The sequence below is a fragment of the Kitasatospora sp. RG8 genome, from assembly GCF_017813315.1.
GTDB lineage: Bacteria > Actinomycetota > Actinomycetes > Streptomycetales > Streptomycetaceae > Kitasatospora.
Genome location: NZ_JAGIYX010000002.1, coordinates 343338 through 369198 on the forward strand (window position 1 = coordinate 343338; position 25861 = coordinate 369198).

The 25861-nt window shown below is 73.2% G+C and carries 18 protein-coding genes; 10 read left to right on the plus strand and 8 right to left on the minus strand.

Annotated elements, in window-relative coordinates; translation table 11 throughout:
- Nucleotides 1–255: 255 nt before the first annotated feature.
- Together J5Y04_RS04400 and J5Y04_RS04405 are read right to left on the minus strand one after the other, a co-directional pair.
- Nucleotides 256–1893, minus strand: coding sequence for an amidohydrolase (locus J5Y04_RS04400; protein WP_209410431.1), 1638 nt, complete (start codon nucleotides 1891–1893; stop codon nucleotides 256–258).
- A 151-nt stretch (nucleotides 1894–2044) separates the two neighbouring features.
- Nucleotides 2045–3487: an APC family permease gene (locus J5Y04_RS04405; RefSeq protein ID WP_209410621.1), complete on the minus strand. Its 1443-nt coding sequence runs from the start codon at nucleotides 3485–3487 to the stop codon at nucleotides 2045–2047.
- Nucleotides 3488–3835: 348 nt separating this feature from the next.
- Here J5Y04_RS04405 and J5Y04_RS04410 point away from each other — a divergent pair, with 348 nt between their 5' ends.
- The 6 genes from J5Y04_RS04410 to J5Y04_RS04435 all read left to right on the plus strand — a co-directional run bounded on the left by J5Y04_RS04410 (nucleotide 3836) and on the right by J5Y04_RS04435 (nucleotide 10486).
- A complete protein-coding gene (locus tag J5Y04_RS04410) occupies nucleotides 3836–5230 on the plus strand; it encodes an FAD-binding oxidoreductase (protein ID WP_209410432.1) in 1395 nt (464 codons plus the stop codon).
- A 213-nt stretch (nucleotides 5231–5443) separates the two neighbouring features.
- A complete protein-coding gene (locus tag J5Y04_RS04415) occupies nucleotides 5444–6049 on the plus strand; it encodes a disulfide bond formation protein DsbA (protein ID WP_209410433.1) in 606 nt (201 codons plus the stop codon).
- A gap of 322 nt (nucleotides 6050–6371) precedes the next feature.
- Nucleotides 6372–6746, plus strand: coding sequence for a helix-turn-helix transcriptional regulator (locus J5Y04_RS04420; RefSeq protein WP_148646491.1), 375 nt, complete (start codon nucleotides 6372–6374; stop codon nucleotides 6744–6746).
- Between the two features lie 283 nt (nucleotides 6747–7029).
- Nucleotides 7030–8334 carry an MFS transporter gene (locus J5Y04_RS04425; RefSeq protein WP_209410434.1) on the plus strand — a complete coding sequence of 435 codons (1305 nt, stop codon included), beginning with the start codon at nucleotides 7030–7032 and terminating at the stop codon, nucleotides 8332–8334.
- Nucleotides 8335–8487: 153 nt separating this feature from the next.
- Nucleotides 8488–9417 (plus strand): SDR family NAD(P)-dependent oxidoreductase, encoded by a 930-nt coding sequence (locus J5Y04_RS04430; RefSeq protein WP_209410435.1) that lies wholly within the window; start codon nucleotides 8488–8490, stop codon nucleotides 9415–9417.
- A gap of 208 nt (nucleotides 9418–9625) precedes the next feature.
- Nucleotides 9626–10486 (plus strand): helix-turn-helix transcriptional regulator, encoded by an 861-nt coding sequence (locus J5Y04_RS04435; RefSeq protein WP_209410436.1) that lies wholly within the window; start codon nucleotides 9626–9628, stop codon nucleotides 10484–10486.
- On the opposite strand, the gene J5Y04_RS04440 is transcribed toward J5Y04_RS04435, so the two are convergent.
- Nucleotides 10408–11301 carry a TetR/AcrR family transcriptional regulator gene (locus tag J5Y04_RS04440; protein ID WP_209410437.1) on the minus strand — a complete coding sequence of 298 codons (894 nt, stop codon included), beginning with the start codon at nucleotides 11299–11301 and terminating at the stop codon, nucleotides 10408–10410. The genes J5Y04_RS04435 and J5Y04_RS04440 overlap by 79 nt on opposite strands.
- A gap of 224 nt (nucleotides 11302–11525) precedes the next feature.
- Here J5Y04_RS04440 and J5Y04_RS04445 point away from each other — a divergent pair, with 224 nt between their 5' ends.
- Both J5Y04_RS04445 and J5Y04_RS04450 read left to right on the plus strand, forming a co-directional pair.
- Nucleotides 11526–11897: a peptidase inhibitor family I36 protein gene (locus tag J5Y04_RS04445; protein WP_209410438.1), complete on the plus strand. Its 372-nt coding sequence runs from the start codon at nucleotides 11526–11528 to the stop codon at nucleotides 11895–11897.
- 511 nt (nucleotides 11898–12408) lie between these two features.
- The gene (locus J5Y04_RS04450; protein WP_307852921.1) at nucleotides 12409–14397 is read left to right on the plus strand and encodes an ABC transporter ATP-binding protein; all 1989 of its coding nucleotides are present in this window, start codon (nucleotides 12409–12411) and stop codon (nucleotides 14395–14397) included.
- A gap of 155 nt (nucleotides 14398–14552) precedes the next feature.
- On the opposite strand, the gene J5Y04_RS04455 is transcribed toward J5Y04_RS04450, so the two are convergent.
- Both J5Y04_RS04455 and tsaD read right to left on the minus strand, forming a co-directional pair.
- Entirely contained in the window at nucleotides 14553–16883 is a 2331-nt protein-coding gene (locus tag J5Y04_RS04455; protein ID WP_209410439.1) for a M9 family metallopeptidase, read from the minus strand.
- Nucleotides 16884–17207: 324 nt separating this feature from the next.
- Nucleotides 17208–18281 carry a tRNA (adenosine(37)-N6)-threonylcarbamoyltransferase complex transferase subunit TsaD gene (gene tsaD, locus J5Y04_RS04460; protein ID WP_307852923.1) on the minus strand — a complete coding sequence of 358 codons (1074 nt, stop codon included), beginning with the start codon at nucleotides 18279–18281 and terminating at the stop codon, nucleotides 17208–17210.
- A gap of 163 nt (nucleotides 18282–18444) precedes the next feature.
- Between tsaD and J5Y04_RS04465 the strand changes: the two genes are divergently transcribed.
- Nucleotides 18445–19047, plus strand: coding sequence for a superoxide dismutase (locus tag J5Y04_RS04465; protein ID WP_209410440.1), 603 nt, complete (start codon nucleotides 18445–18447; stop codon nucleotides 19045–19047).
- Between the two features lie 115 nt (nucleotides 19048–19162).
- Here the strand turns inward: J5Y04_RS04465 and meaB are convergent, their stop codons facing one another.
- The 3 genes from meaB to J5Y04_RS04480 are packed head-to-tail and all read right to left on the minus strand — an operon-like array spanning nucleotide 19163 to nucleotide 24281.
- Nucleotides 19163–20155 (minus strand): methylmalonyl Co-A mutase-associated GTPase MeaB, encoded by a 993-nt coding sequence (meaB, locus tag J5Y04_RS04470; RefSeq protein WP_209410441.1) that lies wholly within the window; start codon nucleotides 20153–20155, stop codon nucleotides 19163–19165.
- 17 nt (nucleotides 20156–20172) lie between these two features.
- Nucleotides 20173–22377 (minus strand): methylmalonyl-CoA mutase, encoded by a 2205-nt coding sequence (gene scpA, locus J5Y04_RS04475; protein WP_245204225.1) that lies wholly within the window; start codon nucleotides 22375–22377, stop codon nucleotides 20173–20175.
- Nucleotides 22377–24281 (minus strand): methylmalonyl-CoA mutase family protein, encoded by a 1905-nt coding sequence (locus J5Y04_RS04480; protein ID WP_209410443.1) that lies wholly within the window; start codon nucleotides 24279–24281, stop codon nucleotides 22377–22379. Before J5Y04_RS04480 ends, scpA begins: the two co-directional genes overlap by 1 nt.
- 404 nt (nucleotides 24282–24685) lie before the next feature.
- On the opposite strand from J5Y04_RS04480, the gene J5Y04_RS04485 reads away from it, so the two are divergent.
- A complete protein-coding gene (locus tag J5Y04_RS04485) occupies nucleotides 24686–25759 on the plus strand; it encodes a C40 family peptidase (RefSeq protein ID WP_209410444.1) in 1074 nt (357 codons plus the stop codon).
- Nucleotides 25760–25861 lie beyond the last annotated feature (102 nt).

Here is a 25861-nt window from a genome sequence, read left to right on the forward strand (position 1 = left end):
GGCCGGATCCACGCCGGCGGCTGCGTCGCCGGGTGCCCCGCCGGCCGCTGCGGGGCGGTGTCGGTGCCGCTCGCGGCGAGGGTGGTGAGACTGCCGGTCCGTGTCGTGCGACGAAGCCGGCCGGTGGGCCGTCAGGACACCGGTGGCGCAGCGTGAACCGGGGTGTGACCGGGCCAGGGGAGAACGGACGCGCCGCACGGCAGCGGCCCGAGGGGGCTCTCCATCCCCCTCGGGCCGGACCCCTCCTGCGGATCCTCAGTTCGCCGTGTAGACCAACTCGCCTCCCACGTAGGTGCGTTCGACTCGCGCCTCGGCGATCTCCGCGGCGGGGGCGGTGAGGATGTCGCGGTCCAGGACGACCAGGTCGGCCAGCTGGCCGGCCCGGAGGCTTCCGGCGTCGTCGTGGCCGTTCACGTGGGCGGAGCCCGCCGTGTAGGCGGCCAGCGCGGAGACCAGGTCGAGCCGCTGCTCGGGCAGGAAGACCCGTCCGTCGGTGGCCTCGGGCTCCATCCGGTTGACCGCCACGTGCAGCCCGGCCAGCGGGTCGGGGCTGCTGACCGGCCAGTCGCTGCCGGCGGCCAGGGTGGCGCCGGCCCGCAGCAGGTCGCCGAACGGGTACTGCCAGGCGGCGCGCTCGGGGCCGAGGAAGGGGATGGTCAGCTCGTCCATCTGCGGCTCGTGCGCCGCCCAGAGCGGCTGGATGTTGGCGATCGCGCCGAGCAGGGCGAACCGGGCGATGTCCTGCGGGTGGACGACCTGGAGGTGGGCGAGGTGGTGCCGGTTCCCGCGCCGGCCGTTGGCGGCGGCGGAGGCCTCGACGGCGTCCAGCGCCTCGCGCACGGCGCGGTCGCCGAGCGCGTGGAAGTGCACCTGGAAGTCGAGCGCGTCCAGTGCGGTGACGTGCTCGCGCAGGGCATCGGGGTCGACGAAGCTCAGGCCGCTGTTGGCGGTCGCGCAGCCGCAGCCGTCCAGGTAGGGGCTGGTCATCGCGGCGGTGAAGTTCTCCGCGATGCCGTCCTGCATGATCTTCACCGAGCCGGCCCGGAACCGGCCGTGCTCCAGCTCCTTGCGCCGGGCGACGAGCTCGGGGATCTGCTCGGCCCCGCGGGAACGGTCCCACCAGAGCGCGCCGGTGACCCGGGCGGTCAGCGTGCCGGCCCGGGCGGCGGCCAGGTAGGCGTCGGAGGGGTCGGGCTGGCCGTTGAACTCGCCGAGCAGCGCGTCCTGCCAGCCGGTGATGCCGAGCGAGTGGAGCAGCTGCTGCGCCCGCAGCAGGCCGGCCAGCCGGTCGGCGGCGGTGATCGGCGGGACGAGCTGGGCGACCAGCCTGGTGGCGCCCTCCTGGAGGACGCCGCTCGGGGAGCCGTCGGCCTCGCGCTCGATCCGCCCGTCGGCCGGGTCGGGGCTCTCCCGGGTGAGTCCGGCGAGCTCCAGGGCCCGGGAGTTGGCCCAGGCGCCGTGGTGGTCGCGGTTGACCAGGTAGACCGGGCGGTCCGGGACCACCGAGTCGAGCAGCTGCCGGGTCGGCAGGCCGCCCTCGAAGCTCTCCATCGACCAGCCGCTGCCGGTGATCCAGGCCTGGTCGGGGTTGGCGTCGGCGTAGGAGCGGATCCGGTCGAGGTAGTCGTCCACGCCGACGGTGCCGGTCAGGTCGCAGTCGGCCAGCTCGGTGCCGCCGTAGACGGCGTGGACGTGCGAGTCCTGGAAGCCGGGGATCAGCAGCTTGCCGGTGAGGTCGACGACCTCGGTGCCCGGCCCGACCAGCTCCCGCACCTCGTCGTGGCCGACGGCGGTGATCCGCTCGCCGGTCACGGCCAGGGTGGTCGCCCGGGTGCGGGCCGGGTCGCCGGTGTGGACCGGTCCGTGGGTGAAGACCAGGTCGGCCTTGCTCATGGGTGGTGCTCCAGACGGGTTCGTGTGCGGGTCGTCGGCGAGGTACCCCGGATGCTCCGGTGGTACTCGCCGTGGCCGACGGGACGTGGGGGACGTAGGGGCCCCGAGGGGCGCGAGGGGCGCGGGGGTGCGAGGGGCGGGGGCGGGGGCGTCAGACCGTCGGCGTCGCGGTGTCGGCCACGGCCGGCCGGTCGAAGTACGCCGAGCGGCGCCGCCACCGGGCCCAGGCCGCCGCCACCAGGCCGGAGGCGATCATCAGGACGGGCACCAGCAACTCGAACCAGCCGTTGTCGGCGGCGAGCTCGAAGTGGTCGGCGGAGTCGTAGAAGGTCCAGGCGAGGTAACCGCCGACGAAGAGCAGCGCGGCCGCGCCGAGCAGCGGCCCGACCACCGCGCGCAGGCCCTCCAGCGGCGCGGTGCGCAGCAGGTGGCGGAACCGCACGGCCGCGGCGACGGCGGTGAGCGCGTAGTAGAGGGCGACCACGATGCCGATCGCGTTGACGGCGGCGGAGATGAGGTCGCCGACGGTGGGGATGGCGATCGAGAGCAGGGAGAGCACGCAGGCGATGCCGGTGATCAGCAGGGTGCCGACCGCCGGGGTGGTGTGCTTGGGGTGCAGCTTCGTCCAGACCGGGCCGAGCACGCCGTCGCGTCCCATGGCGAACAGGCCGCGGGCGGTGGGGATGACGGCCGCCTGCAGTGACGCGACGGCGGAGAAGGTCAGGGCGATCAGCGGCAGCGCGGCGAGCGGCTGGTGGGCCAGCTTGGTGCCGAAGTAGGCCAGTCCCTGCGCGCCGTTGTCGGCCAGCTCGTCCAGTGGCAGGACCCGCTGGAAGGCGGTGCCGGCGAGCAGGAAGAGCAGCATCATCACGACCAGGGCGAGGATGCCCGCGCGGGAGGCGTCCCTCGGGTCGCGGACCTCCTCGCCGACGCTGAACACCGACTCGAAGCCCCAGTAGCAGAACACCGCGAGCACCATGCCCTGGGCGAGCGCGCTGAGCGAGGGGATGTCGAAGGGGTTGAACCACTGCAGCGAGAACGGCTGGTCCCCGGCGAACAGGCCGTAGCCGCAGAACGCGAGCAGCACGCCGTACTCGAAGACCAGCAGGTACTTCTGCAGGCGGGCGGCGAGGTCGAGGCCGCGGACGGCGACCAGCGAGGCGGCGATCAGCACGACCAGCCCGAGCAGGGTGCACTGGAGGGTGGAGTCCGGGTCCAGGCGCAGGCCGAGGACGGAGTGGACGGTGGCCTGGCCGAGCAGCTGGATGATCGCGGAGCCGGTCACCGTCGTGGTGTACGCCATGAAGACGACGGTGCCGACCGTGTTGACCCAGCCGGTGAGGAAGCCGAGCCAGGGGTTGAGCGTGCGGCCGACCCAGCGGTAGCTGCTGCCGGCGTCGGGGTCGACCTGGTTGAGCCGGCCGTAGCCGCCGGCGATGGCGAGCACGGGCAGGAAGGCGAGCAGCATGATCGCCGGGAGGTGGAGTCCGACGATGCCGGCGGTCAGCCCGAGGCCGATGCCGATGCTGCTGGTGGCCGCCGTACTGGAGGCGGCGATCGCCGCCCCGTCGAGCAGACCGAGGGACTTGCGCATGGAGACGGGGGAGTCGGTGGAGTGGACTCTCGGACCGGTACCCGTGTCCTGGACGGTTTCTGCCAAGGGAACACCGCCTTGCGTGTGGGGGGATGGGGTGGCGGCCGAACGGCCGGTGGCTGGCCATGAAACCGCCGCTCCCGCTGCACGTCAATGCTGTTGTCATAAGCCTGGGACGTGGCGGGACGGGCGGTCCCGGATGTGGCCGGGCGGGCGGTCCCGCAGTCGCGCGACAGCCGAACGGCCGGAGGGCCGCACTTATGTCAACACCATTGACGTTGTTGTGCGGGTGACGTTCTCATGGCGGGAGGAGGAGCCCGTCACTCCCGGCACCAGAAGGAGACCCGCATGGATCCCGTCCACGCGCTGCAGGACGCCCGGCCCACCCCGTTCTGGCTGGACGACCCCGGTCGGCCGGAGCCGCGCCCCGCGCTGGTCGGCACCACCCGGTGCGACCTCCTGGTGGTCGGCGGGGGCTACTCCGGCCTGTGGACCGCGCTGATCGCCAAGGAGCGGGACCCTTCGCTGGACGTCGTCCTGGTCGACGGCCACGAGGTCGGCTGGGCCGCCTCCGGCCGCAACGGCGGCTTCTGCGAGTCGAGCCTCACCCACGGCCTGGCCAACGGCCACGAGCGCTGGCCGGGCGAGCTGGCCAGGCTGGAGCGGCTCGGCGAGCAGAACCTCCAGGCGATGGAGGACGCCGTCAAGCGCTACGGCATCGACTGCGACTGGGAGCGGACCGGCGCGCTGACCGTGGCGACCGAGCCCCACCAGGTCGACGAACTGCACGGGTTCGCCGAACTGGCGGCCCGCTACGGCACGGAGCTCACACCGCTGGACGCCGCCGCCGTGCGGGCCGAGATCGACTCGCCGACCTTCCTGGGCGGGCTCTGGGACCGCGAGGGCGTGGCGATGGTCAACCCGGCGCGGCTCGCCTGGGGCCTCAAGCGGGCCTGTCTGGAGCGGGGCGTGCGGATCCACGAGCACACCCCCGCCGTCGCACTCACCGCCTCGGGCCCCGGCATCGCCGTCCGCACCGGGTACGGCCGGGTGCTCGCGGGCAAGGTCGCGCTCGCCACCAACGCCTTCCCCTCGCTGCTGCGGCGCCACCGCCCCTACACCGTCCCGGTGTACGACTACGCGCTGATGACGGAGCCGCTCACCGCCGATCAGCTCGCCGCCGTCGGCTGGCGGGGCCGCCAGGGCTTCTCGGACAGCGCCAACCAGTTCCACTACGTGCGGCTCTCCGCCGACAACCGGATCCTCTGGGGCGGCTACGACGCGGTCTACCACTACCGGGGCAGGGTCCGGGCCGAGCACGACCGCCGGCCGGAGACCTTCGCCACCCTGGCCCGGCACTTCGCCCGGACCTTTCCGCAGCTGGAGGGGCTGCGCTTCACCCACGCCTGGGGCGGCGCGATCGACACCTGCACCCGGTTCAGCGCCTTCTTCGACCTCGCGCACGGGGGGCGGGTCGCCTACGCGGCCGGCTACACCGGCCTCGGCGTGGGCGCCACCCGCTTCGGCGCGGAGGTGATGCTGGACCTGCTCGCGGGTGAGCGCACCGAGCGGACCGCGCTGGAGATGGTCCGCCGCAAGCCGCTGCCGTTCCCGCCCGAGCCGGTCCGCTGGGCCGGCATCACCGCGACCCGCTGGTCGCTCGCGCAGGCGGACCGCAACGCCGGCCGCCGCAACCTCTGGCTGCGGAGCCTGGACCGGCTCGGCCTCGGCTTCGACAGCTGACCGGCCCCGGCCGCCCCGTGACAAGGCCGCCCGTGACCAGGCCGCCCAGTGACAAGGCCGCCCAGTGACAAGGCCGCCCAGTGACAAGGCCGGCCGTGACCAGGCCGTCCCTGAGGTCCAGGCGCTCAAGCGGCCCGGGCGTTCAAGTGGCCCAGAATTCAGGGACACAACCGGCCCTGTCCATCGGTCCACATCACTCCTAGGCTGGGCACCGTGACCAACAAAGTCGACTTCTACTTCGATCCCGTCTGCCCCTTCGCATGGATCACCTCCCGCTGGATCCTGGAGGTCGAGCGCCACCGCGAACTCGACCTCACCTTCCGGGTGATGAGCCTCTCCGTCCTCAACGAGGGCCGCGAGGACCTCCCCGAGCGCTACCGCCGGCTGCTGGACACCGGCTGGGGCCCGGTGCGGGTCTGCATCGCCGCCGCCGAACAGCACGGGGAGCACGTCCTGCGCGACCTCTACACCGCGCTCGGCACCCGCCTGCACGACCAGGACCGGGCCGCCGACGACACCGTCCTGCGCGAGGCCCTGGTCGAGGCCGGGCTCCCCGAGTCGCTGGCCGACGCGGCCCACAGCACGGCGTTCGACGTCGCGCTGCGCAAGAGCCACCACGAGGGCATGGACCCGGTCGGCGAGGAGGTCGGGACGCCCACCATCCACGTGGACGGCACCGCGTTCTTCGGGCCGGTGCTCAGCGCGATCCCGCGCGGGCAGGACGCCGTGAACGTCTTCGACGGCGTGCGGCTGCTGGCCGGCTACCCGAAGTTCTTCGAGCTCAAGCGCACCCGCACGGGGTCGCTGGACTTCTCCTGAGCCGGGCGAACGAGCCGGGCGAACGAGCCGGACGAACACCGCTGCGCGCCAGGAGGGTGAGGCGCCGTCGAGGGGACATCGGGGGAGTGTCGGAGCCGTATCAGGGTGGCGGGCCGGGCTTGCCCGCGCATCGCGCGCCACCTCATCCCGCACTGCACCGCCCCTCCCGCACCACCCCTCCGGGTGCCGCCCGCCGCCGGTTGCCGGTGTCGTGACCGCGGTCGTGACCGGGGCCGCCGCCGGGAAGGCCGGGGGCGCGGGCCGGTCGGTGGCGCCGCGTGCGTACAGGTGGGCCGCCGCGTGCGCCCTCTACGATGAGCCCATGAGCGGGAGCCTTCAGCTATCAGGTGCGCATCGGTCGCAGCAGCCGGACGCCGACGAGCGGCTGCGGAACGACGAACGGCTGGAGACGGCCGCCGGGATCCTCGTGCTGCTCGCCGACCGCACCCGGCTCGCGCTGATGCAGCGCCTCGGCGAGGGCGAGGCCGATGTGACGACGCTGACCGAGGCCTGCGGCGCGGCCCGGCCCTCGGTCAGCCAGCACCTGAGCAAGCTCCGGCTGGCCGGGTTGGTCACCACCCGCAAGGACGGCCGGCGGGTCGTATACGCGCTGCGGCACGGGCACCTGCGCCGGCTGGTCAACGAGGCGCTGAACGTCGCCGACCACCAGATCAGCGGGCTGCCCCCGCACGACTGAGCGGCGGGGCGGTGGCCGGCGGCGGGGCGGCCGCGCGACGGACGGAAGACGGTGGGGCGGCGGCACGGCCGTGGGCGGGGCCTTCTTCCGATCAATAGGTGCACACGTATGCACATGTTGTCCTATGCTGATGTCGTCGCCCCGGTCCTCCGGCGTCCGCTCCGCCGCTGCTCGTGTTGCTGCCGTACGGCGGCCCTTCGTCCTGCGGCTGTCCGTGCGCCGTGCCGGTGCCCTGTCGTCCTGCGCGCCGTCGCCGTGCGCGCCGAGCCCGAGCGGGGTCCCCATGCTGTCCGTGCTGCGCGAGCCCACCTACCGGCACCTGTTCGCCGCCCAGGTCGTCGCCCTCGTGGGTACCGGTCTGGCGACGATCGCCCTCGGCCTGCTCGCCTACGACCTCGCGGGGGCGGACGCCGGCTCCGTGCTCGGCACCGCGCTGGCGATCAAGATGGTCGCCTACGTCGGCATCGCGCCGGTCGTCGGCGCGCTGGCCCACCGGATCCCGCGCCGCCGTCTGATGGTCGCCTCCGACCTGACCCGGGCGACCGTCGCCCTCGTGCTGCCGTTCGTCACCACGGTCTGGCAGGTCTACCTGCTGATCTTCCTGCTCCAGGCCGCCTCGGCGGCGTTCACCCCGGCGTTCCAGTCGGTGATCCCCGAAGTCCTGCTCGCCGAGCGCGACTACACCCGCGCACTGTCGCTCTCCCGGCTCGCGTACGACCTGGAGAGCGTCGCCGGTCCGGTGCTCGCCGCGGGACTGCTGGCGCTGGTCGGCTACCACTGGCTGTTCTGGGGCACCACGGCCGGGTTCCTCGCCTCGGCGGCCCTGGTCGTCTCCGTCGTCCTCCCCAAGCCGACGCCGTCCGCCCTCCCCGGCGGCGTCCTGGAGCGCTCGGTCCGCGGAGGGCGCCTCTTCCTGGCCGCGCCCCGGCTGCGCGCGATGCTCGCCCTCGACCTCGCGGTCGCCGCCGGCGGCGCTATGGTGATCGTCAACACCGTGGTCTACGTCCGCGACCAGCTCGGCCGCCCGGTTGGTGACGTCCCCCTCGCACTGGGCGCGTACGGCGCGGGCTCGATGGCCGTCGCGTTGCTGCTGCCCCGCGCGCTGGACCGGGTGACCGACCGCGCGGTGATGCTCCCGGCGGCGTTCGGCACCGCCGGACTCCTCGCCGCGCTCGCCGCACTCACGGTGGCCGGCCCGGACGGCACCGCCGGCTGGCGCTGGCCCGCCCTGCTCGCACTCTGGACCGGCTTCGGCGCCGCGGGTTCGCTGATCCTCACCCCGACCGGACGCGTCCTGCGCGACGCGGTGTGCCCGGCCGACCTGCCCGCCGTGTTCGCCGCCCAGTTCTCCCTCTCGCACGGCTGCTGGCTGCTGACCTATCCGCTGGCCGGCTGGCTCGGCGCCACCGCGGGCCTTCCGGCCGCGACGGTCGTCCTGGGCGTACTGGCGCTGGTGGCGGGCACGGTCGCGGCCCGGGTCTGGCCCGCGGGGCCGGCGCCGGAACCCCGGGCGACCGTCGACGCGGGCCCGGCGACCGCCCCCGTCGGCCGGGCCGCCGCCGGCCGGTCCGTCGGCCGGGCCCGGTAGGGAGGCCGGGCCCCGAGAGGGAGGTCGGGCCCCGAGAGGGAGGTCGGGCCCCGAGAGGGAGGTCGGGCCCCGCGCGGCCGGAAGGGTGGCCCTGCCGGACCCCGGTTGCGGCGGGCCTGGTGGGCGGGGGCGGGTGGCCACGAGGGTGGGGGCATGACCTCCACGGACAAGACCCCCACGGACAAGACCCCCACGGACGAGACCCCCGACACCACCTCCGCGAACGACACCTTCACGAACGACACCTCCGGCAACACCTCCGCGCGCGCGACCGCCCCGGACGAGGCCTCCGGAGGCTGGAAGGGCCGGTGCCCGGGCGGCTCCCGGGAGTTCGACGGCAAGGTGGTGCTGATCACCGGCGGCAGCCGGGGGATGGGCCTCGCCACGGCGAGGCTGCTGCTGGACGGCGGTGCGAGCGTGGTGATCACCGGACGGGACGAGGCCAAGCTGGCGCGCGCCGCGGCGGAGCTGGTCGCGGGTGGGCGCCTCCTCGCGGTTCGCGCCGATGCCGGCGTGCCGACCGAGCTGAAGCACCTGATGGACGTGACCGGCGAGCGGTTCGGGCGGTTGGACGGCGTGTTCGCCAACGCCGGCGTCGCCGTCTTCCAGCGCGGCGACGAGGTCACCGAGAAGGACTTCGACCACACCGTGGACGTCAACTTCAAGGGCGTCTTCTTCACCGTCCAGTACGCGCTGCCGCTGCTCGACGCGGCGGGTGGCGGGTCCGTCGTCCTCAACGCCTCCTGGACGCTGCACCGGGGCCCTGCCCACGCGTCGGTCTACGCGGCCACCAAGGCCGCCGTGCACAACCTCGCCCGCACGCTCGGCGGCGAGCTGGCCGGTCGGGGCATCAGGGTCAACTCGGTGAGCCCCGGGTTCATCGTCACCGACATCTTCGCGGAGGCCTTCCCGGACCCGGCGGACCACGGCGCCCTCCGGGCCCAGGTGCCGACCGGCCGGCTCGGCACCTCCGAGGACGTCGCCGAGACGGTGGCATTCCTGCTCTCGCCCCGCTCGTCGTACATCACCGCGCAGGACATCGTCGTGGACGGCGGCATGGTGACGGCCGTCCCGGCAGCCTGACGAGGCCCGGTCCCGGACGGTCCCGTCCCGAAGTCCTGTCCCGGAGTCCCGTCCCGGGCGGTCCCGTCCCGAAGTCCTGTCCCGGAGTCCCGTCCCGGGCGGTCCCGTCCCGAAGTCCTGACCCGGAGTCCCGCCCGGGGCGCTCCGGCCCGCAGCCTGGTCCTGCCAGGGCCAGGCTGCCGGCCACCGCCGGGGAGACAATCCTCCTGTGAACACCACCATCAGCCTGAGCGAGTTCCTCCGGACCAGGCGCGCCCGGCTCCGGCCCGAGGACGTCGACCTGCCCGACTTCGGCGGCCGCCGTCGGGTCGCCGGGCTGCGACGGGAGGAGCTGGCGCAGCTCGCCGGGGTGAGCGTCGACTACTACACCCGGCTCGAACAGGGCCGGGTCGGCAACCCGTCGGAGGCGGTGCTCGACGCGCTGGCCCGAGGCCTGCGGCTCGACCCCGACGAGGTCCGCCACCTGCACCGGCTGGCCCGCCCCCGCCCCGCCCGCCGCTCCGGCCGGGGCCCGTCCGCGCAGCGGGGTCCGCAGCCGGTCCGGCCGATGCTCACCCGGTTGCTGGAGAAACTGACCGATGCACCAGCGATGGTGATGGGCCGTCGGATGGACGTACTGGCCTGGAACCGTGCCGCCGCCGCCCTCTTCGGCGACTTCGAGAGGCTCGTTCCGGCGGAGCGGAACATCGCCCGGATCACCTTCCTCGACCCCGCCTCGCGCGAGCTGTACGTGGACTGGAGCTCCTGCGCGCGGGAGAACGTCGCCTTCCTCCACCTGGAGGCCGGGCGCCGGCCCGACGACCCGAGGCTGGCCGAGCTGATCGGCGAACTCTCCATGTGCAGTGAGGAGTTCCGCCGCTGGTGGGCGGAGCATCCGGTGCAGGACAAGACCTCCGGTCGCAAGCGCTTCTGCCACCCGCTGGTCGGCGGGCTGGACCTGGCCTACGACACCCTGCGCCCGGCCGACGACCCCGACCAGGCGCTGATCACCTACGCGGCCGATCCCGGTACGCCGTCGGACGACGCCCTGCGCATGCTGCTCTCCTGGTCCGCCGCCCCGGTCTCCTGAACGCCGCCGTCGTGACCGCGCGTTGAAGTGTGTCTGGACGTTGACTCGCGGCCGGGGGGTCGTCGTGAGTCAACGCTCTCGGGTGCGCGGCTGACGCCCAGCCGTCCGAGCAGGTCGTCCAGCATGTGGTCGAACAGTGGAAGGCAGTCGTCGAAGGTGGCGGCCAGGTGGCGGTAGACGGCCATGCAGAGCAGCCCGTAGATCTGCCGCCAGCAGGTGATCATCAGCAGTGCGACGCCCGGCGGGTAGTCCGGCCCCAACAGTTCGGCGTACAAGCGGAGTTGGCCGAGCAGTGCAGGGTCGATCTCCTCCTCGGCCGGGTACACCAGTCGGCCGTCCTCCCGGAGCCGGGTGAACAGGATGCCGAAGAGGCCGCCGAGTTCGCGGACGAGCACCTGGTCCAGTGACCGTTCGGAGGCGGCGAGCCGGGCGTAGCCGGCGCCCATGATGATGTCGAACTCGGCCGGGTTGGCGACCGCCCAGTCCAGGACGGCGCGGGTGGCGGCGTAGAGCTGGGCGCCCACGCCGTCGAACGCGGCCCGTTGGGCCGCGGCGGCGACCTCGGCCACGAAGTCGACGGTGACGTCCTCGTACACCGCCAGCACCAGGCCGCGCTTCCCGTCGAAGTACCGGTAGAGGGCGGGCGGGGAGACACCCACGCCGCGGGCGACGGCGGAGAGGCTGAGCCCCTCCACGCCGTGGGCGGCGGTCAGCCGGCGGGCCTCGGCCCGGGCGGCGCGTTCGAGTTCCGCCCGGAGCCGCTGGCGGCGGGTGGGGGAGCCGGATCCGCTGTCGTCCGGGGTGGTTCCCTGCATTCCTGCCGCCTCTTCGGTCGTGGGCGTCGGCCGCCGCGGGCGGCAGCCGTTCCGGCGTCAACATCGTTTCTGTACGCACTCCTTCGAGTGCATCGGCTTGCGCTGGCGCCATGGTAGGTCGTTAATGGTCTTCACGAAGTGACGATGGTTCACCAAATGAGCCCGTCCCTCGTCTCGAAGGCCTTCGTCCACCCCACCCGCCCTCTCCCCGGAGGAGTGCGCCCATGCGCCGCTTCCTGACCTCTCTGCTCACCCTCGGCTTCGCCGCCGTGTTGTCCGTCGCCGCCCCGGTGGCCGGCGCCGGCGCCGCCACGACCGGCACCGCCGCCTGCCCGTCGGGCTACCTCTGCGTCTGGGACCAGACCGAGTACCGCGGCAACATGTACAAGTTCAAGGACGCCAACTCCTGGGAGTCCTGGGCGATCAACAACCACGACGCCTCCTGGTACAACCACGGCACCTCGGGCCTGTGCGCCTACGTCTGGCAGTACTCGGACTACTCGGGCACCGTCAAGGTGATCAAGCCGGGCACCTCCTCCCCGAGCGACTCCGCCCACGCGCACCGGGGAAGCGCCAACAGCTGGGGCAACTGCTGACCCCACCGTACCGACCGCACCAGCCGGCCGGGCCCGCGCACCTCGCGCAGGCCCGGCCGGGGCGTCCCGCAGCGGAGTGATCCACCGGCCGCACGCCACCAACTCGCCGCCGCCGACACGGAATCGACCTGATCGAGTGAGACCGGCCGGGACACGCCGAGCGCCCCGCCGAGGCGCTGCCAGGATCGGGGACCGCACCGGCACCCGCCCCCGGAGCAGCGTGCTCCCACCCGCACCGCTGCGATCCCGACACGCCCGTCACCGGCCCGTCCGGCGGTCCGGGCTGCCCGTGCACAGCGCCAACCCCCGTACCAGCACCGGCCACCGGCCGCCGAACCGAGGGAGCAACGTGTCCGAGCCCAACACGCAAGATCCCAACACGCAGGAGCCCAAAACCAGAGAGCCCGGCCCGAAGCCGCCCGGCCCGAAGCCGCCCGGCCCGAAGCCGCCCGGCGCGAAGGAGCCCGGCACCCGGTCCGCCGCGAACGGGCCGGCCGCGAACGGGCCCGCCGTGAACGCACCCGGCCCGGGCCCGGCTCCGGAGCCGGACCACCCGGACCACGCGGACCACGCGGGACGCCCGCGAAACCCGGAACGGCCCGAGCAGGACGAACGCGACGAGGAGCTGCGCCTCCGCTTCCCCGGCGACAACCGGGCCAAGGCCGGCGCCTCGATGTCCACCACCGCCATGCTGCGCCGCCTCCCCCACCTGGTCCGCCGCGCCCTCGCCCTCGCCTGGGCCGCCGACCGGACCTCCACCGTGCTGCTGTTGGTCTGCCAGCTGCTGGCAGGCGTCTTCGGCGCCCTCGCCCTCTACGCCACCACCGGCACCCTGGACGCCCTGCTCGTCCCCGGCCCGGTCGCGGACCACCTGCACGCCGCCGCGCCGTCGCTCGTCCTGCTCACCACCGCGACGGGCCTGCGCGCCGTGCTGGGCATCACCGTCGTCGGCCTCTCCGGCCGGGTCTCACCGCGGATCAACCGCGAGGCCGAACTGGCCCTGGTCGCCGCCGGCTGCGCGGCCGAACTGAAGGCGTACGACGAACCCGCCTACAACGAGCAGTGGGAGGCCGCCGACCGGGGCGCCTCCACCACGCCCGACCTGCTCTCCAACGCCCAGGACGTGATCGCCTCCACGGTCTCGCTCGCCGCCGCGGCCGGAGTGCTCGCCACCCTGCACCCCTGGCTGGTGCCCTTCCTGCTGCTCGGCTCCGTCCCGACCGGAGTGGCCGCCGTCCGGACCGCCCGGATCCACTACCTCGCGGCCGTCACCACCGACGAGGACCGCCAGGCCCTGCGGGTCTACCGCTGGTTCCTCGTCGACAAGGCCCGCGCCGACCAGGTCCGTTCGGACCAGGTCACCCCCTTCATGATGGCGAAGTACCGCCGCGCCGAGGCCAAGATCGTGGCGGCCACCGACCGGGCCACCCGGGAGGCGGCCCGGGTCTCCCTGCTCGCCGCGCTCGGCACCGGCGCCGGCAGCGCGCTGATCTGGGGCACCCTGCTCTTCCTGGTCGCCACCGGGCGGATCGACCTGGCCGCGGCCGGCACCGCCACCTTCGCGCTGCGCACCGCCGCCTCCGGTCTGCAGGGCGTGGTAGGCAACGGCGCGCGGCTCTACCGGATGGGCCTCTACCTCGACGACTACTTCACCTTCCTGGACGAGGCCGGCGGCCACCGCATCCGGCGTGGTGACCACACCCCCGACGCCCCCGCCGTGGTGGAGGTCCTCGGGCTCTCCCACGCCTACCCGGGCGAACAACAGGAACCGGCGCTGCGGGACGTCAGCATGACGCTGCGCCGGGGCGAGGTGGTCGCGGTGATCGGGCAGAACGGCAGCGGCAAGTCCACCCTGCTCAAGCTCCTGGCCGGCCTCTACCTGCCGCAGCGGGGGCAGATCCTCTGGGACGGCGTGCCGGTCGAGCGGCTGGACGCCGAGGGGATGTGGACCAGGGTGGCGCGCGTCCCCCAGGAGTTCGCCCGCTGGCCGCTCGGCGCCGCCGAGAACATCCACCTGGGCCACCTCACCGACGACCTGATGGCCGAGGTGGAACGGGCCGCCCGGCAGACCGGGTTCGACGAGGTGGTGGCGCGGCTGCGCTCCGGCTGGCGCACCCTGCTGGCCCAGGGCTGGTGGGGCGGGGCCGAGTTGTCCGGCGGCGGCTGGCAGCGCGCGGCCGTCGCCCGGGCGCTCTACCGGACCACCCGCAGTCCGGGGCTGCTGATCCTGGACGAGCCGACCTCCGACCTCGACCCGCGCGCCGAGCACCGGATCCTGCACGCGCTGCGCGCACTCGCGCCCGGGCGGATCACCCTCCTGGTGACCCACAACATCGCCAACGCGGCGGTGGCGGACCGGGTGATCGTGATGGACGCGGGCCGGATCGTCCAGACCGGCACCTGGCACGAGCTGGCCGCCCTGGAGGATGGGCTCTTCCGGGAGCTGCTGGACCTCCAGCGCGACCGTTCGATCCCCGGCCAGCGCACCGCGGCGCCGTAGCCGGCGGCACCGGCGACGGGCGTCCCTCCGCATGACGCCGCGCCCGCCCGGACGGGGTCCGGGCGGGCGCGGCGTTCAGGACCGGTCTCCCGGTACTGCGTTCTTGGTACTGCGTTCTTGGTATCGGCAAATCCGGTTACGGTGTGACCACCGGCTTACTGGTACTGCGTGGTGACGCTGACGCCGCTGAAGGACTGGTTGGCGGCGAGGCTGAAGTACACCCAGCCGGACGGCGGGTTGGCGATGGTCAGGGTCTCGCCGTTGCCCGCGTTGGTGGACTTGGCCAGGAAGTTGCCGGTGGTGGCCCAGTTGCTGCCGCCGTAGTACAGGTCCGCGTTGCCGGTGCCGCCGCTGCTGGTGATGGTCAGCTGCTTGACGCCGGCCGGCAGGTACATGAAGTGGTAGTCGTAGTTGCCGGTGGTGGCGGACAGGTTGTCCCGGCGGCAGTCCTTGTCGAACTGGCGCGGGTCGGCGACGGTGCAGACCGGGACGTTCGGGGTGACCGGGCCGGTCGGGGCCTCCGGCAGCGGGCCGCAGTCGTTGCTTGCGCAGGCGGTCAGCCAGGCGTCGAAGCCGGCGTCGTAGCGGGTGCCGATGGTCTGCTTCAGGATGGTGCGGGCACCGTTCCAGTCGCCGGTGCGGTACTTGGCGAGGACGGCGTCCATGTCCGCGCGGTGCTCCTGGAGCATGTAGCGCACGGCCAGCCAGCCCCAGCGGTAGACGCGGTTGGAGTTGACGGTGGCGTCGCCGGTCTGGTCGTAGACGGTGTCGAACAGCTCGCTGAGCTTGTAGGTCTTCTTGGCGGCCTCGGCGATCGCGTCGTCGTTGCGCACGTTGCGGTAGCCGTACGAGATGTTCTCCGCGATGCCCTCGACCCACCAGATGGTCGGGGTGGTGATGCCGGCCTCGAAGTCGCCGTACATGTTGTAGCGGCCGTCGAGGTAGTGGGTGTACTCGTGGTTCAGGTTCCAGATCGAGAACGACGGCCGCAGCCAGGACGCCTCGTGGGCGATGAAGCGGGCCTGGTTGCCCGGCTTGCTCGGGTCGCCCTCCTCGTACATGCCGCCGTTGTCCACGTCGATGTCGTAGAAGGCCCAGGCGTACAGCGCGTACTGGTCGTAGTCGTCGAAGGCGACGACCTCCAGGTTGGTGTTCACGTCGCCGGGGATGGCGCCCTTGTCACCGATGATCTTGTGGAAGTAGGCGTCCTCGTTGATCAGGCTGGTGCACGTGGTGGCCAGCTGCTCCGGGGACATGTCCTGGGCGCGGATCTTCAGGCCGTCGTTGCAGACCTTCTGGGTCGGCAGGATCACCGGGATCAGGCGGGTGCCCAGGTCGCAGATGCCGTAGGACGAGCAGTTGCCCTTGTCGAACTGACGGGTCGCCCAGCCCAGGTTCATGGTGATCGGGGCGGTCGGTCCGACGTTCGGGTAGCGGTTGATCAGGTCCTTCATCAGCGGCCGGAGCGGGGCCTTGAGCTCGGGGACCTGGAGCGCGTAGCCGAGGTAGCGGCCGATGTTGCTGACGACGTCCCAGCGGTTCAGCAGCGGGCCGTTGCGGGTGATGAAGTCGGACCAGGTGTTGAGGATGCCGGGGTCGGCCTTGAGCGCGGCCTTGAAGCCCTGGGGGTCGCCGCCCTTCTCGTCGAAGGCCTCCTTGAGGATCCACTCCAGGTGCTCGACGGACTGGGTCATCGAGGCGGACCAGCTGCCGCCGTAGTTGGCCAGCAGCCACTTGACGACGCCGGCGTACCGGCCGAGCGAACGCGCCTGGCCGATCACGGTGACGACCTCGTTGAGGGTGTCGCCGTTGGCGCTGGTGACGTCCTTGCTGTGCGGGTTGGCGAAGAAGGCGTCCAGCGCGCCGTGGATGGCGGTGTCCAGCGCGGTGCCGTAGGTGCCGACGGTGTTCGGGTACGTGTCGTGGACGTAGTAGCCGGCGCGCAGGAACATCACCAGCTGGCCGACGGAGGTGCTGTTGTCGCCCGGGTAGGTGGCGGAGGCGTCGCGCAGCGCGTTGGCGACGGTCACCATCTGGGACTCGCTGAAGGTCTTCGCCGCGGCGTCGCCGGTGAGGTTGAACAGCGGGTACACGCAGGGGACGTTCGGCAGCGCCTTGAGCTGCTGGATCAGCGCGCTGCCCGTGGCGCTGATCCCCCCGGAGATGTCCGGACAGGCCTCCCCGGCGGCGGCGGAGAACTGCTTGGCCGCCTTGGCGGGCGCGGTGGCCGGCGCCGCCGGCGCCTTCGTCGCCTCGCCGGTGTCCTGTCCGGAGATCCTGAAGGGGTTGTTGGTCTTCGCGTCCGGCGACTTCGGAACCGGTATCGACCGCGGGGTCGAGGGGGTGGCGCTGGTGCCGGCCGGAGCCGCGGAGCCGACGGGGGCCGCCTGGCTCGCCGGGGCGAACAGGCCGAGCGAGATGAAGAAGGCGGCGCCGAGCGCAGGGAGTCTGCGCGCGTTGGCCTGGGAAATCCGGGAGGGACGCATCTGTGGGGGCCTCCGGGGCCGTTCGGGGCCGCGGTTTGGGGCGCGGCCACTCGATGTGTGACATGTAAAATGGCACATTGCGTACGGCGGTGGAAGACCTGGGAACGGATTGGTGTGCAGTGAAACCGAAACGTTGTCAGGGGCCGGTGATGTGGGGGCTTTCGGGGCCCGTCGGCCGGGTTGGGCCGAATCCGGCCCCGTTTCCCGAAACTCCGTAAGCTCCCGGAACGCCTGATTCGCCCCGGGAGGTCCGGAGCATCCGGGGCGTCCCGGGCATCCGGGGCATCCGGGGCATCCGGAGTGACCGGGGCGTCCCGGGGTCGGCTACGCCGCCACCGCCCGCGCGCGGGTGAGCGGGGTCAGTGCGGCGTACTCCAGCGGCGCGGAGGGATCGGTCGAGAGCTCCGCCGGTGCGGGCCCGGCCCCGGCGCGGACCAGCAGGTCTCCGACGGCGGCGACCATCGCGCCGTTGTCGGTGCAGAGTCGCGGCGCCGGCACCCGCAGGGTGATCCCGGCGGCGGCGCAGCGCTGCTCGGCGAGCGCCCGGACGCGGGAGTTGGCCGCCACGCCGCCGACCACCACGAGGGTGCCGATGCCGTGGTCGGTGCAGGCCCGGACGGCCTTGCGGGTGAGCACGTCGGCCACGGCCTCCTGCAACGAGGCGGCCGCGTCGGGGACGTGCGGCTCCGTCCCGGCCGTGCGGTGCGCCTCGACCCAGCGGGCGGCGGCGGTCTTGAGGCCGGAGAAGGAGAATGCGTACGGGTCGTCACGCGGCCCGGTGAGCGGGCGCGGGAGCCGGACGGCGTGCGGGTCGCCGTCGCGGGCGGCGCGGTCGATCGCGGGCCCGCCGGGGTAGGGCAGGCGCAGGATCCGGGCGACCTTGTCGAAGCACTCGCCGGCCGCGTCGTCCAGCGTGTCGCCGAGGTGGACGATCGGGTCGCGGGCCAGGTCGCGGACCAGCAGCAGCGAGGTGTGCCCGCCGGAGACGACCAGTACCACGGAGGGGTTCGGCAGCGGCCCGCCGTCCAGCGTCGCGGCGGCCACGTGCCCGGCCAGGTGGTGCACCCCGTAGAGCGGGACTCCGAGCGAGAAGGCGTAGCCCTTGGCGGCGGCCACCCCCACCTGGAGGGCCCCGGACAGCCCCGGGCCGGCCGTCACCGCGACGGCGCCGACGTCGGCGAGGCTGAGCCCGGCCCGGTCGAGGGCCTCGCGGATCACCGGTGCCATCGCGTGGACGTGCGCGCGGGCGGCGATCTCGGGCACCACCCCGCCGTAGCGGGCGTGCTCGTCCATGCTGGACGCCACCGCCTGGCCGAGCAGCACGCCGTCGCGGACCAGCCCCGCGCCGGTCTCGTCGCAGGAGGATTCGATCCCCAGCACCACCGGCGATCCGGTCACAGTCACTCATCCTTGTCGGTCATTACCTCCCGTTGCGACCATTGTGCCCGACGGGGCGTGAGGAATAAGCAGGAGCCCATGCTTCGCTGTTGCAACTGCTACGCAATAGTGTGGACCCGGCACGACCACCACCGTTCAACCCGCCGAAAGGGGCTGTGTCCTGATGGGCACCTACTCGCTTCCCGACCTGCCGTACGACTACTCCGCGCTGGAGCGGGCGATGTCGGCCGAGATCCTGGAGTTGCACCACTCCAAGCACCACGCCGCCTACGTCAAGGGCGCGAACGACACCCTGGAGCAGCTCGCCGAGGCGCGCGACAAGGAGCAGTTCGGCGGTCTGGTCGGCCTTCAGAAGACCTTCGCCTTCCACCTGTCCGGCCACGTGCTGCACTCGCTGTTCTGGCAGAACCTCTCCCCGGAGGGTGGCGACCGCCCCGAGGGCGAGCTGGCCGACGCCATCACCGAGCACTTCGGCAGCTTCGAGGCCTTCAAGAAGCAGCTCACCACCGCCACCACCGGCGTCCAGGGCTCCGGCTGGGGCATCCTCTCCTGGGAGCCGCTCGGCAAGCGCCTGATCGTCGAGCAGGTCTACGACCACCACGGCAACGTCGGCCAGGGCACCACCCCGCTGCTCGCCTTCGACGCCTGGGAGCACGCCTACTACCTCCAGTACCGCAACGTCCGCCCCGACTACGTCACGAAGCTCTGGGACGTCGTCAACTGGCAGGACGTGACGGAGCGCTTCACCGCCGCCAAGTCCGCCTGACGCGGGGGACGGCAGCAGGACGGCCCCGGACCGACCGGTCCGGGGCCGTTCCCGCGAACGACGAAGCGCCCCGCCCTCCCGGGAGAGGAGGACGGGGCGCTCGGGTTCCACGGAGCTACGGGGCGCCGAAGAAGCCGTCGAGGATCTGCTGCGCGGCCAGGCCCGCCGGGAGGGTGCCCGCCCGGACCCGGGCCTCCAGCTCCGGGGCGAGCCGCTGCACCTGCGGGTGTTCGTGGAGCCTGGCGAACAGCTGGTCGTGGACCATCGCCCACGTCCACTCCACCTGCTGCTCCCGTCGCTTGGCCGCCAGCGCGCCGGTGGCGTCGAGGACCTTGCGGTGCTGCTGGAGACGCTCCCAGAGCACGTCCAGCCCGGCGCCGTCCCGGCCGCTGCAGGTCAGCACCGGCGGCGTCCACGGCGCGTCCGGGGCCTGCAACAGCCGCAGCGCGCCCGCGAGTTCACGGGCCGCGGCCTTCGCGTCGGTCTCGTGCGGGCCGTCCGCCTTGTTCACCGCGATGACGTCCGCCAGCTCCAGCACGCCCTTCTTGATGCCCTGGAGCTGGTCCCCGGTGCGGGCCAGCGAGAGCAGCAGGAAGGAGTCGACCATGCCGGCCACCGTGGTCTCCGACTGCCCGACGCCGACCGTCTCGATCAGCACCACGTCGTAACCGGCCGCCTCCATCACCACCATCGACTCGCGGGTGGCCTTGGCGACCCCGCCGAGGGTTCCGGACGTCGGCGAGGGACGGACGAAGGCGTCCGGGTCGACCGCCAGGCGCTCCATCCGGGTCTTGTCACCCAGGATGGAGCCGCCGGTGCGGCTGGACGTCGGGTCGACGGCGAGCACCGCGACCCGGTGGCCCAGCCCCGTCAGCATGGTGCCGAAGGAGTCGATGAAGGTCGACTTGCCGACACCGGGAACGCCGGTGATGCCGACCCGGACCGCCCCGCCCGCGTGCGGCAGCAGCCGCTGGAGCAGCTGCTGCGCCAGGGCGCGGTGGTCGGGCCGGGTGGACTCGACGAGGGTGACGGCCCGCGCGATCCAGGCGCGCGAGCCCTCCAGGACACCCGTCACGTAGCTGTCGAGGTCGATCGTCCGCGGTGGCATCGGCTAGAGGCTCCGGCTCACAGCTCGTGGCCGAGATCGGCCGCCAGCGACTTCAGCAGGTCGTACGCGGCGTCCGGGATCACCGTGCCGGGCGGGAAGACCGCCGCGGCACCCGCCTCGTACAGCGCGTCGAAGTCGCCGGGCGGGATGACCCCGCCGACCACGATGGTGATGTCCTCCCGGCCGGCCGCGGCCAGCTCGGTGCGGAGCGCCGGCACCAGGGTGAGGTGACCGGCGGCCAGCGAGGAGACGCCGACGATGTGCACGTCCGCCTCGACGGCCTGGCGGGCCACCTCGGCCGGGGTCTGGAACAGCGGGCCCACGTCCACCGTGAAACCGAGGTCGGCGAAGGCGGTCGCGATCACCTTCTGCCCGCGGTCGTGGCCGTCCTGGCCCATCTTGGCGACCAGGATGCGCGGCCGCCGGCCCTCGGCCTGCTCGAACCGCTCGACCAGGTCCCGGGTGCGCTGGAGGGGCGCCGACGCCCCGGCTTCGTCTCGGTACACACCCGAGATCGTACGGATCTGGCCCGAGTGCCGGCCGTACACCTTCTCCAGGGCGTCCGAGATCTCGCCGACGGTGGCCTTCGCCCGGGCCGCGTTCACAGCCAGGTGCAGCAGGTTGCCGTCCAGCGAACCGCCGCGCTGCGGACCGGCCTCGGCGGCCCGGGTCAGCGCGTTCAGCGCGTCCTGGGTCGCGGCCTCGTCGCGCTCGTCGCGCAGCCGGCGCAGCTTCTCGATCTGCCGGGCCCGCACCGAGGAGTTGTCGACCTTGAGCACGTCGATCTGCTCGTCGCTGTCCACCCGGTACTTGTTGACCCCGATCACCGGCTGGCGGCCGGAGTCGATCCGCGCCTGGGTCCGGGCCGCGGCCTCCTCCACGCGCAGCTTGGGGATGCCCGCGTCGATCGCCTTGGCCATGCCGCCCGCCGCCTCCACCTCCTGGATGTGCTGCCAGGCACGGCGGGCCAGGTCGTGGGTCAGCTTCTCGACGTACGCGGAACCGCCCCACGGGTCGATGACCCGGCAGGTCCCGGACTCCTGCTGGAGCAGCAGCTGGGTGTTGCGGGCGATCCGGGCCGAGAAGTCGGTCGGCAGGGCGAGCGCCTCGTCGAGCGCGTTGGTGTGCAGCGACTGGGTGTGGCCCTGGGTCGCCGCCATCGCCTCCACGCAGGTGCGGGTGACGTTGTTGAACACGTCCTGCGCGGTGAGCGACCAGCCGGAGGTCTGCGAATGGGTGCGCAGCGACAGCGACTTGGTGTTCTTCGGGTCGAACTGCTTGACCAGCTTGGCCCAGAGCAGACGGGCCGCGCGCAGCTTGGCGACCTCCATGAAGAAGTTCATCCCGATCGCCCAGAAGAACGACAGCCGCGGCGCGAAGGCGTCCACGTCCAGCCCGACGTCCAGGCCCGCCCGCAGGTACTCCACGCCGTCGGCCAGGGTGTAGGCCAGCTCCAGGTCGGCGGTGGCCCCGGCCTCCTGGATGTGGTAGCCGGAGATGGAGATCGAGTTGTACCGCGGCATCTTCTGCGAGGTGTACGCGAAGATGTCCGAGATGATCCGCATCGACGGCTGCGGCGGGTAGATGTAGGTGTTGCGGACCATGAACTCCTTGAGGATGTCGTTCTGGATGGTCCCCGCCAGCTTCTCCGGCGGCACCCCCTGCTCCTCGGCGGCCACGATGTACAGCGCCAGCACGGGCAGCACCGCGCCGTTCATGGTCATCGACACCGACATCTTGTCCAGCGGGATGCCGTCGAACAGCTGGCGCATGTCGTAGATCGAGTCGATGGCGACACCCGCCATGCCGACGTCGCCGGTGACCCGCGGGTGGTCGCTGTCGTAGCCGCGGTGGGTCGGCAGGTCGAAGGCGACCGAGAGGCCCTTCTGGCCGGCCGCCAGGTTGCGGCGGTAGAAGGCGTTGGACTCCTCGGCGGTGGAGAAGCCGGCGTACTGGCGGACCGTCCACGGCTGGTTGACGTACATCGTCGGGTACGGGCCGCGCAGGTACGGGGCGATGCCCGGGTAGGTGCCCAGGAAGTCCAGGCCCGCCAGGTCGTCCGCGGTGTACAGCGGCTTGACGCCGATGCCCTCGGGCGTGTCCCAGAGCAGCTCGTCGACGTCCTTGCCGGTGGCCTGCCGCCAGGCGGTGCGCCACTGCCCGTCGGTGACGTCCGCCGCGGCGTCCCCGTCCAGCCCGATTCCGGTGAAGTCGGGGATCATCACGCCACTCCGCTTTCGTCGAGGCTTGCGCCCGTGATCTCGTCCAGCAGCCCGGTCAGGGTCGCGACGGCGTCGCCGCCCGCGAACACGAACTCGTCCACGCCGGCCGCTTCGTAGGCCTCCCGCTGCTCGCCGGGCCGGCCGGCCAGCAGCACCCGCCGGGCGCCCGCGGCCTTCAGCGCCGCGGTCACCGCCCCGGCGTGCTCGCCGTACAGCTGGTCACTGGAGCAGAGGCAGGCCACCCGCACGCCGGAGGCGGCGAACGCCTCGGCGAACGCGGCCGGGTCGGTGGACTCGACGGCCGTCGTCGCGATGCCGCCGGCCTGGAACAGGTTGGCCGCGAAGGTGGTCCGCGCGGTGTGCGCGGCGGCGGTCCCGATCGAGGCCAGGAAGAGCCGCGGCCGGTCGCCGGTCGCTTCGAGGACGGCGTCCGAACGGTCCCGCAGCGCCTCGTACGCCTCGGCGCGGCGCACCCGCGGCAGCCCGCCGCCCGGCCCGGCCGGGCCCGGCTCGCGGACCAGCGGCTGCTCGTCCAGGTTCGGGAACTCGCTGACACCGGTGACCGGTTCGCGACGCTTGGCCAGCCGGGCCGAACGCTCCGCCCAGGTCGCGGCGATCCGCTCGCCGACCAGGCCCGACGCCAGCGCGGCCGCCTGGCCGCCGGCCCGCTCGATCTCCTGGAACCACGCCCAGGCGGCGTGCGCCAGCTCGTCCGTCAGCTGCTCCACGTACCAGGAGCCGCCGGCCGGGTCGACCACCCGGGCCAGGTGCGACTCCTCCAGCAGGACGGACTGGGTGTTGCGGGCGATCCGCCGGGCGAACGCGTCCGGCAGGCCCAGCGCGCTGTCGAACGGCTGGACGCTCACCGCGTCCGCGCCGCCGACCCCGGCGGCCATGCAGGCCACCGTGGTGCGCAGCATGTTCACCCACGGGTCGCGCGCGGTCATCATCACGGCCGAGGTGACGGCGTGCTGACGCTGCGCCGACGCCTCCGGGGCGGCCCCCGACACCTCGGCCACCCGGGCCCAGAGGCGGCGCGCCGCACGGAACTTGGCGATCGTCAGGAACTGGTCGGCGTCGGCCGCGTAACGGAACTCCAGCTGGCCCAGCGCGGCGTCGACGGAGAGCCCGGCCCCGGTCAGCGCACGCAGGTAGGCGACGCCGGTGGCGAGCGAGCAGCCCACCTCCTGCGCGGGCGAGGCGCCGGCCTCGTGGTACGGCAGGGCGTCGACCGCCAGCGCGCGCAGGCCCGGGTAGCCGTCGGCGCAGCGCGCGGCGAGCGCCGTGGCGTCGGTGAGCAGCGCGTCGGTGCGCCCGGCGTCGCCGGTGCGGGCCGCCAGGCCCAGCGGGTCGGCGCCCAGATTGCCGGCGGCGGCGCCGGGGGAGACCTCGCGCTCCTGGTACAGCTTGAACAACTGCTCGGCGGCCTCGGCGAATTCGGCGCCCGCGTCGAGCACCACGCCGGCCAGGTCCAGGTAGACGCCGGTCAGCGCCTGCGGCAGGGCCGCGACCGGCAGGCCGTCGCCACCCAGTTCGAGCCAGAGCGAGCTGCCGCCGTTCTCCAGGTCGGCGAGGACCGCCTCGTTGGCGCGCCGCGGGTCGGGGTCGGCGTGGCGCTGGCGGACGTCCCAGCCGGCGACCGAGGAGCCCTGCGGCCGGCCGCCCCGGACGAACGGGGGGAAACCGGGGTAACCGGGCTCGGCCGCGGTGTCCTCGGCGGTGTACAGCGGGCGGGCGCGCAGCCCGTCCTGGAGGCCGGTGGTGAGCGCTCGCTCGGCGGCGGCGCCGTCCTCAGGCTGGGCACCGGACTTGCGCAGCACGCCCTCGACGAGCTGCTGCCACTGCTCACGGTGCGCGGCCGGGAACTCGGCAGCGAGGGGGAGCCCTTCGGGCGGGACCTTCATGACCGCAGGTTAGCGCTCGTTAGCGAGGGCGTAGGAGGGGAGACGCGTGTGACCTTGCCCTCGATTCGGCGAGGCCCCAGCACTCCGGGCGGCGAGGAGTGCCGCAGGCGGCGGCACCCGAGGTCAGCGGCGGTGTCACGGAGCACGGCCGGTCGCCCGGAACGGCCCGGAACAGGGGGGAAGGCCGGACCCCCGCCCCTCGTCCCCTGGGCCAAGCCGAACCCCCGTTCCCGCCTCCTCCGAGCCACCTCGAACGAGGCGGGCGGGGACGGCGTCCCGCGTACGTCCCGGCTCGCCGTCGCCGAGCCCTTCGCAATTCCCGGCGACTCGAACTGAACCTGCGAACCACCCTCGAGCGTTTTTCCAGTGTCCCTCCAGTACCTCCCGAAGGAGAGCCCACCGCCATGGGAAAGCGTCGCAAGCTCAGCCCCCCGAGCCGGGCCCGCCTGGTGGTCCTCACCACGGCCGTGGCCGGCGGCGCGGTCCTCGCCTCCGGTACGGCCCACGCCGAGCCCACCCCCACCCTCGCCTCGGTCAAGGAACAGGTGGACCAGCTCAACCAGGAGGCCGAGCAGTCCGCCGAGCGCTACAACGGCTTCCAGGCGAAGCAGCAGAAGCTCCAGGGCGAGGCCAGCCGGATCCAGGAGAAGGTCGCCCGCGGCCAGGAGGCCATGAACGAACTGCGCACCCGGCTCGGCGTGGTGGCCGCGGACCAGTACCGCAGCAACGGCATGGACCCGGGCATCCAGCTCATGCTCGACTCCGACCCGGCCGCCTACCTGGAGCGCGCCTCGGTGCAGAACCAGGTCTCCGACTCCCAGACGAACCTGCTCAAGCAGGCCCAGGACGAACAGCGCAAGCTCGACCAGGACCGCACCGAGGCCGCCGCCACCCTCGCCGAACTCGACGCCGTCGGTGCCTCGCTCGGGGCGCAGAAGAGCCAGGTCCAGGCCAAGCTCGCCCAGGCCCAGGCCCTGCTCAACAAGCTCAGCGCCGCCGACCGCGCCAAGATCAACGCCCAGGAGTCCGCCGACAAGGCCAAGGCTGCCGCCCAGCAGGCCGCCGCCGCCGACCGCGCCTCCCGCTCCGCCGAACGGCCCGACATGAGCACCCCGCCGCCGCCGGCCGCCGGTGGCCGCGCCGCCACCATCATCCAGTTCGCCAGCGCGCAGCTCGGCAAGCCCTACGGCTGGAGCATGACCGGCCCCAACAGCTTCGACTGCTCCGGCCTCACCGGCGCCGCCTACCGCGCGGCCGGCGTCAAGCTCCCCCGGATGTCCCAGGACCAGTGGAACGCCGGCGCCCGCATCGCCCGTGGCGACCTCCAGCCCGGCGACCTGGTCTTCTTCTACGACGACCTGCACCACGTGGGCATCTACATCGGCGACGGCAAGATGATCCACGCCCCCCGCACCGGCAAGAACATCGAGGTCCTCCCGATCGGCGTCATGCCCTACATGGGCGCCGTCCGGCCGTAGCGGCAGCCGGGGAGGCGATCCTCCTCCCGGCGGCCTGCGCCGGATGGCCTGCGCCCGCCCGCCGGACTCCGCCCTGGCCCCGCCCGCCGGACTCCGCCCTGG